Genomic DNA, 8924 nt, shown 5'->3' on the forward strand with positions numbered 1-8924 from the left:
CATGTTGCGTCGCAAAGTCAAGGATTATTATTTTTACAAGGCAAAAAGAGAGCATTATGCCGCACGGTCCGTCTATAAATTAAAAGAGGCAAATGAAAAATATAAATTCCTGCACAGGCGCGGTGTAGTCTTGGATCTCGGCTGTTTCCCGGGATCCTGGTTACAGTATTGCGCCGAGGCGGTAGGGCCGCAGGGTTTCGTACTGGGTATTGACCAACAGGAATTAAAATCACTGCCCGGCCCTAACGCGCAATCTTTGCAGGCGGATGTCCTGGCCCTGGACCCGGAAGAAATAAAAAAAATCCGGGATAACTTTGATGTAGTCTTGAGTGATATGGCTCCGCAGACATCGGGCGTAAAGATCGTGGATCACACAAAGTCTATTGAGTTGGCCCGTGCGGCATTTTTAATAGCCGGAAAATTGCTCAGGACCGGGGGGACATTATTCGTCAAGGTCTTTCAGGGTGAAGACTTGCCGGTGTTCAAAAAAGAAGTCGAGCAGGCATTCGCCCAGGTAAGGTTTTTCAAACCTAAGGGCTCGCGACCGGAAAGCAAAGAGGTCTTTATACTGGCCTTGAACAAAAGGCCGTAGAGGACGGATGCCGCCTCTACCCGTCAGTGGTCCGTCGTTCCGCCTCCGGCGGATCAGCGGCAAAGGTCAACAAACAACGGATAAAGTAATATAGCAGGAGGAATCAAGCAGTTATGTCCGGCCATTCCAAGTGGAGTACTATCAAACGTAAGAAAGGCGCTACTGACGCCAAACGTGGCAAGATCTTTACAAAGCTGGCCAAGGAAATCATTGTGGCAGCCCGCTTGGGCGGCGGAGATATCAACATGAACCCAAGATTGAGGGCGGCTGTAGCCGACGCCAGGACCGAAAATATGCCTAAGGATAATATCGAAAGGGCGATTAAAAAAGGAACCGGCGAACTGGAAGGGCAATCCTACGAAGAGGTGATCTACGAGGGTTACGGGACGGGCGGTGTGGCTGTCCTGGTGGAAAGCGTGACGGATAATAAAAACCGGACGGTTTCGGATATAAGGTACATATTTAGCAAAAACGGCGGCAACATGGGAGAAAACGGCTGTGTGGCCTGGCTGTTTGATAAGAAAGGCCTCATCACCGTAGATAAGAAGGCCGTAAACGAGGAGAAGCTGATGGACATCGCCTTAGAGGCCGGCGCCGAGGATGTACGCGAGCAAGAGGAAGAATATGAGGTAGTAACCCCGGCGTCTGATTTCGAGACCGTAAAAAAGGCCCTGAATGACCAAAAGGTTTCTTATCTGGCAGCCGAAATCACTATGCTTCCCAAGACCACGGTGCAGATAGAAGACGAAAAGCAGGCCCAGCAGGTATTGCGATTAATGGAGGCCCTGGAAGACTATGATGATGTCCAGCATGCGTATGCCAATTTTGATATACCTGACGCTATCCTGGAGGCTATCGGCTGATTCCTGTCAGAATTAGGATCGTTCGAACGTTCGAACGGTTAACGATTCGAACATAATTATTATGATGAGAGTCCTGGGCATTGATCCCGGTTCAATAGTAACCGGATTTGCTATACTGGAGAAGGGAAATAACGGCCTGATCCATGTCCATAGCGGTGCGATTCGTCCGTCGGCCCGGGAATCCTTTGCGGTGCGCCTGAAGGGTATCTATCGATCCCTTCAGACAGTCATCAACGATTTTGAGCCGGACGAGGTGGCTATAGAGGATGTTTTTTTGGCCAAAAACCCTAAGTCGGCTATAAAATTAAGCCATGCAAGAGGTGTAACCATGCTGGCCTCGGCCGAGGCCGGTCTGAAAATTTACGAATATTCACCCCGTGCAGTGAAACTGGCCGTCGTAGGCTATGGGCAGGCCAGTAAAGAGCAGGTGCAAAAGATGGTGCAGGCCCTTGTAAGTCTAAAAGAGATGCCGTCTCCGGATACCGCCGATGCCCTGGCCGTGGCTATCTGCCATATTCACACTACTATATCAGGTTAAAACCGATGATTGCCCGCTTGGAAGGAAATATACTTTATAAATCGCCGGAATATGTCATCCTTAATGTAAATGGAGTCGGCTATCAGGTGTTCATCCCGCTTTCCACCTTTTATGAGTTGCCGGAGGCGGATAGCCCGGTCAGCCTGCAGACCTATACACACCTGCGGGAAGATGTGTTGCAGCTTTATGGCTTTAAGACTATGGCCGAGAAAATAATGTTTATGTCCCTGATAAGTATCTCAGGTATAGGCCCCAAACTGGCGCTTAACATCCTTTCAGGCATCGGTGTGGCTGATCTGGAACAGGCCATACTATCGGGAGATGTAAGCCGGATAATCAGTATTCCGGGCGTAGGCAAGAAGACGGCGGAACGAATGGTGATCGAATTAAGGGACAAGATAGGTAAAAAAACGCCTGAATCCTACCCTGCCACTATCCCGGTGACCGCAGAAAACAAGAGGCTTTATGCAGACGCCGTCTCTGCCCTGGTCAATCTTGGTTATAAAAAGGCCGCTGCGGAAGCTGCCATGGCCAGAGTCGAAAGGGAAAATAACGGCCTGTTTTCTTTGGAAGAGCTCTTAAAACAAGTCCTAAGGGTCATATCACGGCCATGAATTCAACTACAGACAACAAAAAGCGACCCTCGCCGATAGCACCGACCATCGAAGACGACGAAGCCCGTTATGAGAGCAATCTGCGCCCCCGGAACCTGGAAGAATACATAGGCCAGGAGAACCTGAAAGCTAATTTGCGTGTTTTTATCGAGGCCGCCCGGAACCGAAAAGAATCCCTGGATCATGTGCTCTTTCATGGTCACCCGGGACTGGGCAAGACTACCCTGGCGTATATCTTAGCTAAAGAGCTTTCAGTGAATATAAGGGCTACTTCCGGCCCGGTTATTGAAAAAACAGGCGACTTAGCCGCCATCCTCACTAATCTGAAAGATCATGATGTCCTTTTTATCGATGAGGTCCACCGGTTGAACCGCGTGGTAGAAGAAATGCTCTATCCGGCCATGGAAGACTATCAACTGGACATCATTATCGGCCAGGGACCTAGCGCCCGGATTATCAAGCTTGAACTCCCGCGTTTCACCTTAGTAGGGGCGACTACCCGAGCCGGGCTTCTAACCCCGCCCTTGCGAGACCGCTTTGGTGTGGTCTTGCGTGTGGACTTTTACACACCGGAGGAACTTGAGATCATTATCACGCGCTCCGCAAGGATTTTGGGCATCTCTATCGATAAAGAAGGGGCCTTCGAAATAGCCCGCCGTTCGCGGGGCACCCCCCGTATCGCCAACCGTCTCCTGCGTCGTGTCCGCGATTTTGCCCAGGTGAAGGCCGACGGAGTAATCACCAAAAATGTAGCGGACGCCGCCCTGCATATGCTGGAGGTGGACGATCGGGGATTCGACCGGATGGACCGCCAGATACTCCTTACGATTATCGAAAAATTTGACGGCGGGCCTATCGGCCTGGATACACTCTCTACGGCAGTATGTGAAGAAAAAGATACGATTGAAGACGTCTATGAGCCTTACCTGATCCAGTGCGGGTACATAAGCCGTACACCCCGCGGCCGGGTTGCCACCCGCCTCGCCTATCAATACCTCAATCAGAAGCCCAGGGAATCAAGCCAGGAGCCTCTGTTTTGACCGACATTCCGCATGAGCGCGCAGCACGGCATGGCCGCAACCAAAATATCTCACCGCAGAGCACGCAAAGAACGCAGAGAAAAACTTCCGGAAGGCAAAATAGTATTCATTCGGAAACCCTAAAAATCCCTCTTAGTAGTACTACACTGCGGATAGCGGTGATCGGCCCGGGCGCTATTGGACTCTTTTTCGGTGGCCTTTTGAGCCGCCTGGGGTTGGATGTCCGTTTTCTGGATAAGTCGGAAGAGCGGGCCGCCTATCTCGTAAAGCATGATCTATTGCTGGAGGAACCCACCGGAGTTACGTCTATTCCTATTAAGGTAACCACCGATACGGCCGGCATCGGCCCGTGCGATCTGGTCATCATCTGTGTAAAATCCTATGACACGGAATCAGCGGCATCTCTGTTACCATCGCTCATTCATCAAAATACTTTGGTCCTCACCCTGCAAAACGGTCTGGGCCATGTCGAGGTTCTTAAAAAGGTCTTGCCGGAGAGACAAATCGCTGTTGGCGTCACCTTTCACGGCGTAACCCTGGTTGAAACCGGGCACATCCGCCATGCGGGTGCAGGGCCGACCTGCATCGGGTCTTTTCTTCCAGATGAGAGGATGTCAGGGCAACTTGCCAAGCTGGCGGAGATATTAACTGCCGCTGGATTGGCTACAAAACTGGTTGATAACATTGAAGAAATTGTCTGGAACAAGCTCATGGTTAACATAGGGATTAATGCCCTCTCGGCCCTAACCAGGCTTGAAAATGGCAATCTGGTAAAATTCCCGGAGATACAGAATCTCATGGCTATGGCCATTACCGAAGCCCTTGCCGTAGCCCGCGGCAAGGGTCTCCGGGCCAACCCCCAAGCCGTGGAGGAGGCAAAAGCGGCCTGCCTGGCCACAGTCGAAAATCGCTCCTCAATGTTGCAGGACGTCTTAAATAAGAAGCGGACTGAAATCGAGGCCATAAACGGGGCTGTTGTCAAGGAAGCAAAAACCCTGGGCATCGCCACCCCGGTAAACGAGGTCTTGACCATTCTGGTTAAGAGTATAGAGAAAAGTTACAACTTACAGGCAGAAAGATAAGCGTTTAACCAGAAATCAGCTATCAGCTATTAATTCACCCATCACTCACCGTCTTTATAGCATCACAAACTTTTTGCAAGTTTTCTACACCCACTTATTGACAATCGCCTACAAGTTTGTTAAGTAACACTTTATTAATTTTCGTGCTACTATTTGACCCGGTCTGCCGCACCTGTGCCTGCTCAATTGGATCATACGGCCCGAAAGAACTTATGCTTGACAGCCCCCGGCGGGGCTGTTAAACGTTTATTTTCAGAAGATATTAAAATTAAGGAGTTTGCCTTGATAGATTATTTTTTCCAGGGTGGGGTTGTCATGTACCCCATTCTCTTTCTGTCCATATTGGCCCTGGCCATTATTTTGGAGCGCTCTTTTTGTCTTTACCGCCTGGCCAGGACGCCAAGGGTGGACCTGAACACGATAGTCCGGGCCGTTAATGCCGGGGGGGGTGATAGCGCTCTTTCACTCGTCAGCGGCAACAGAAACCCGGTTGCTGTAGTTCTGACCGCCCTGATCCTGAATCTTTCCGAAGGAAAGAAACGGGCAGAGCTCATCGAGATTGCTTCAGCCGTGGGGAGCCAGGCCGTGGACAATATCGAGGGCCGGATAAAGATTCTTCCCCTGGTTGTGCAACTTGCGCCCCTTTTGGGGCTTCTTGGCACAGTTACCGGGATGATCCAGGCCTTTCAGGTAATTGAACACATCGGCGGCAAAGTAAACGCCATGGCCTTGGCCGGCGGTATCTGGGAAGCCATGCTTACCACGGCCTTCGGACTCTCTGTGGCCATTCCTACCGCCTTTTGTCACTTTGTCCTGGAAAGAAAAGTGGACAGCCTGGCAGGTGAGGTGGAAATGGCCGCCTCCCGGCTGTTAGCGACGGTTGAGGAAAGTCGGGAGTCGGCAGCGGCGCCGTAGGAGAAAAGGAACTGAAAAAACAGGATTGATGAAGTCGTAAAAGTCAAGGGTTGGACGGCACAGTAAAAAGCTCCAGTTGCAAGGCGCGCAAATAACAAGGGCAGTCAGCACTCAGCTATCAGCATTCAGCTTAATATATTGGCTCATCGTAAAAGAGTGCGGACAAATTTCTCTTAAAATAAGGCGTGCTTCTTATTATCCTCCTTTTAGTAAAGGGGGGCGAGGAGTAAAAAATACCCACTCGATTAGCTGATCGCTGAAAGCTGATGGCTGATGGCTATTTCGTAGCAAATGGACTTTTTACGAAGCCGCCAGGATTAAATGGAAAACAGATGCTGGTAAACATCCGCCGTACTCAAAAAAAATCCTTAGGGCTGGACATGGCTCCGCTGATAGACATGGTCTTTCTGCTCCTCATTTTCTTTATGCTGTCGGCCCATTTTATAGAGGAGACCGGGATCAGCCTCGAACTCCCCCAGTCAAAGGTGGCCGGGGCTTCCCGGCCCATCCCCCTTACAGTCTCGATCGACAGGCAAGGCCGGGTTTTTGTGGACGAGGTCGAAGTTGGCCTACGGGACCTGCGTCAGGCCTTACAGATGCGGCTGGCCGAAACCAGCAGGAAAGAGGTCGTGGTCAAGTCCGACCGGGATTGCCGGGTGCAGACCCTGATCTCGATCATGGACGAGATACGGCTGGCCGGCGCCCGCGGCCTGCTTCTTTCAGCGGAGGAAAAAGACCGGTGAGAAGGGCCGCTGACAACATACCTTATTTCTTTCTGGTCTCCTGCCTCTTACATGTCCTCTTTCTGTGGGGAATGGATCTCAAAAACAAGGTGTCGCCACATCGGTTGCCGGCCCCTGTCCTCCGTTTTGTATTTTCTGAGGTTACTGCGGCGGCCCCCGGTCATCCGGTAAGGGCGGCAAGTCAGGCCGGGAAGAGAACCGTTAAAAAGGATACAAAGGCAGCGCAGCCGCTTACGCCTAAAGAGACGGTACAGGCTGAGAAGCTGCCGCCGAAACAGACATCTGCTCCCGCAAATGAAGGCAGGATGGAAAATGAGACGCCGGATGTGGCACAGCGGCCTTCTCCTTGCCCGTTTCTGAGTGCTATGCTGGCCGGGACGGCTGGTTCAGGGACGAACTCGTCCCCCGGTCCTGCTTCTGCGGCCCGAAAACACAACGTCTTTGAAGGGTACTTAGCCCTTATCCGGACCCTGCTGGAAGAGTATAAAGAATATCCTTTGTGGGCCCAAAGAAACAACCGGGAAGGGACCGTGGGTCTGCATTTCGTCATATGCAGAGATGGGAAGGTAGAGGATTTGAGGGTCGCCAGGTCTTCCGGGTTCAGTATCCTGGATGAGGCAGCAGAACGGACGGTAAGGCGCATCAGCAGATTTCCGTCCATCCCAGAGGAACTGGCCATGAACAGGCTTTCTCTGGATGTACCGCTGGTATTTAAGTTGGTAAACAGATAGTAGGAATTCCTGTTTTTGGACGCAGATGAACGCAAATTTACAAGATGTTAAATATGACGGCTTCGGAAAAAGTAAAATTTTACCGCAGAGGTCGCAGAGAACGCTGAGATAACATATTGGATGTTTTACGGTTTTTCTCTGCGGACTCTGCGTGCTCAGCGGTGAAAAAGCTTTTTTACGGATTCATCAAATATAGAAAACATTTTTCTGCGGGTATCTGCGAAAATCTGTGTCCTGATAAATTTAAATGAGGGGGTGTGAATATGTGTGAGACAAACGCCTATATCTTAAAAGATGATAAGGAAGAACTTTTGATGGACAGCGTCATTCTTCTCCGTCCGGAAGACGGCAAGATATACCTCCGAGGTCTTCTGGGAAAAGAGATGTACGTAGAGGCTGATATTCAGGAGATAAACTTTCTCGATCACCGTATGGTGCTGAAGGAAAAATAAGGAAAAGGCAGCCCCCTCTGCCAGGATGTGAGCTGCCTTTCCAGGAAGTACGTCTCGCCAGAGGCGGACGCACCTCAACTCTCTTCGTAACAGAGTTGAGGACTTTTGTCAAACTCTGTGAAGAAGGGAGATTTAAAGATGTATTGTTTGTGGCTTTTGGTCATTCTGTTTACGGTATTTTTACCCCCCGCGTCTGGAGTTGCTGAAGAGACAAAGGACACGGCCTCGATAAAAGAAATAATCGTAACCGCTACCAAGACCCCTCAAGAAATAGAAAATGTCCCGGCCAGCGCCAGCGTGGTAACCAGGGAAGATATCAGTAAGAGAAACATCCAGGCCCTGGATCAGGCCCTGCGGGAACTGCCGGGCGTCTTCGAACGCCGCGGCAAGGGCCTGATGGACACCCTAGCCCATATCTCGCTCCGCGGCCTACCGGGAAAAGAGCGTACCGCTATTTTACTGGATGGTCTTCCATTAAATGATAGTTATACGAATAGCGTGGAGTGGGCTGGGCTGCCTGTCGAATCTGTCGAACAGATTGAGGTCGTCCGGGGGCCTGTATCTGCCCTTTACGGCGGCAATGCCATGGGCGGCGTAGTAAACATCATTACCCGGATGCCGGAAAAACAGGAAATACTGGTCAAGGCCGGATACGGAACCGACCAGACCTGGTCAACCCGCCTCGGTTATGGCAACAAGGTTCTCGATAAAATCAGCTTCCGGCTGGGTGCGGAATATCTTGATACGGACGGTTATCCGGCTAACCTGGTTACCAAGACCACCTCGGTTGGAGCAGGCATTCCGGTTACGGGCTGGACCAGGACCACTACGAGCACAGGTTCTACTACCTATCTCGTTGGCAACACAGGTAATAACACCTGGTCACAAGGCAACTTTGACGCCAAGGTTGCTTTGGACCTGCCCAATACGTCAAAACTTACCCTAGGCTATGTCCGCCAGCAGCGGGCCTATGATTATGACCGATATGAGTCTTATCTGCGGGATGCCTCCGGCGACCCGGTCATCAGCGGATCCGTAACCTTCGATAATCCAGCACAAAAGGCGTCTTTAAGCGAATCCAATTTTCTAACTGGGGAGGGGAAGACGGCTGCGGACATATATACCCTCCGAATTGAGACGCAGCCGGCTGACCGCTGTTCCCTCAAACTGAATGCCAGCCTGACCGACCGAAACAAGAACTGGTATACCACGCCCAATAGTTCAGCCACCTGGGACAGCGGTACGGGCAAGGTCTCGGAATCACCGAGTAAAACCTGCCAGGCCGAAATCCAATCTGACCTCATGGTTGCCCCGGGGAATATCCTTACCGTGGGGGTTTCATACCGACAGGGTG

Annotated in this window: 11 protein-coding genes; all 11 read left to right on the forward strand. The window is 51.2% G+C overall.

Translation table 11 applies throughout. The features are described from left to right. Position 1: 1 nt before the first annotated feature. Positions 2-592 (forward strand): RlmE family RNA methyltransferase, encoded by a 591-nt coding sequence (locus tag RDU59_09715; protein ID MDQ7838747.1) that lies wholly within the window; start codon positions 2-4, stop codon positions 590-592. Positions 593-705: 113 nt separating this feature from the next. Next, positions 706-1455, forward strand: a complete 750-nt coding sequence (locus RDU59_09720) for a YebC/PmpR family DNA-binding transcriptional regulator (protein MDQ7838748.1) — start codon at positions 706-708, stop codon at positions 1453-1455. Positions 1456-1519: 64 nt separating this feature from the next. Next, positions 1520-1993 carry a crossover junction endodeoxyribonuclease RuvC gene (gene ruvC, locus RDU59_09725; GenBank protein ID MDQ7838749.1) on the forward strand — a complete coding sequence of 158 codons (474 nt, stop codon included), beginning with the start codon at positions 1520-1522 and terminating at the stop codon, positions 1991-1993. 5 nt (positions 1994-1998) lie between these two features. Further along, positions 1999-2607, forward strand: coding sequence for a Holliday junction branch migration protein RuvA (gene ruvA, locus RDU59_09730; GenBank protein MDQ7838750.1), 609 nt, complete (start codon positions 1999-2001; stop codon positions 2605-2607). Further along, entirely contained in the window at positions 2604-3647 is a 1044-nt protein-coding gene (gene ruvB / locus RDU59_09735; GenBank protein ID MDQ7838751.1) for a Holliday junction branch migration DNA helicase RuvB, read from the forward strand. Before ruvA ends, ruvB begins: the two co-directional genes overlap by 4 nt. Then, on the forward strand, positions 3644-4729 hold the full coding sequence (locus tag RDU59_09740; protein MDQ7838752.1) for a 2-dehydropantoate 2-reductase: 1086 nt from the start codon (positions 3644-3646) through the stop codon (positions 4727-4729). The genes ruvB and RDU59_09740 overlap by 4 nt, the downstream gene beginning before the upstream one ends. A gap of 282 nt (positions 4730-5011) precedes the next feature. Then, positions 5012-5644 carry a MotA/TolQ/ExbB proton channel family protein gene (locus RDU59_09745; protein ID MDQ7838753.1) on the forward strand — a complete coding sequence of 211 codons (633 nt, stop codon included), beginning with the start codon at positions 5012-5014 and terminating at the stop codon, positions 5642-5644. 266 nt (positions 5645-5910) lie between these two features. Then, on the forward strand, positions 5911-6387 hold the full coding sequence (locus RDU59_09750) for a biopolymer transporter ExbD (GenBank protein ID MDQ7838754.1): 477 nt from the start codon (positions 5911-5913) through the stop codon (positions 6385-6387). Next, positions 6384-7118, forward strand: coding sequence for an energy transducer TonB (locus RDU59_09755; GenBank protein MDQ7838755.1), 735 nt, complete (start codon positions 6384-6386; stop codon positions 7116-7118). The genes RDU59_09750 and RDU59_09755 overlap by 4 nt, the downstream gene beginning before the upstream one ends. Positions 7119-7381: 263 nt before the next feature. Then, a complete protein-coding gene (locus RDU59_09760; GenBank protein ID MDQ7838756.1) occupies positions 7382-7570 on the forward strand; it encodes a CooT family nickel-binding protein in 189 nt (62 codons plus the stop codon). A gap of 138 nt (positions 7571-7708) precedes the next feature. After that, a partial coding sequence (locus tag RDU59_09765) for a TonB-dependent receptor plug domain-containing protein (protein MDQ7838757.1) occupies positions 7709-8924 on the forward strand: 1216 nt, incomplete at its 3' end.

This window comes from Thermodesulfobacteriota bacterium (assembly GCA_031082315.1).
Lineage (GTDB): Bacteria > Desulfobacterota > QYQD01 > QYQD01 > QYQD01 > QYQD01.

Excerpts from the sequence above, each read along its gene's own strand:
- RDU59_09715 (MDQ7838747.1), top strand. The coding sequence starts at position 2 with ATGTTGCGTCGCAAAGTCAAGGATTATTATTTTTACAAGGCAAAAAGA.
- ruvB (MDQ7838751.1), top strand. The coding sequence starts at position 2,604 with ATGAATTCAACTACAGACAACAAAAAGCGACCCTCGCCGATAGCACCG.
- RDU59_09760 (MDQ7838756.1), top strand. The coding sequence starts at position 7,382 with ATGTGTGAGACAAACGCCTATATCTTAAAAGATGATAAGGAAGAACTT.
- RDU59_09750 (MDQ7838754.1), top strand. The coding sequence starts at position 5,911 with ATGGCTGATGGCTATTTCGTAGCAAATGGACTTTTTACGAAGCCGCCA.
- ruvA (MDQ7838750.1), top strand. The coding sequence starts at position 1,999 with ATGATTGCCCGCTTGGAAGGAAATATACTTTATAAATCGCCGGAATAT.
- ruvC (MDQ7838749.1), top strand. The coding sequence starts at position 1,520 with ATGAGAGTCCTGGGCATTGATCCCGGTTCAATAGTAACCGGATTTGCT.
- RDU59_09720 (MDQ7838748.1), top strand. The coding sequence starts at position 706 with ATGTCCGGCCATTCCAAGTGGAGTACTATCAAACGTAAGAAAGGCGCT.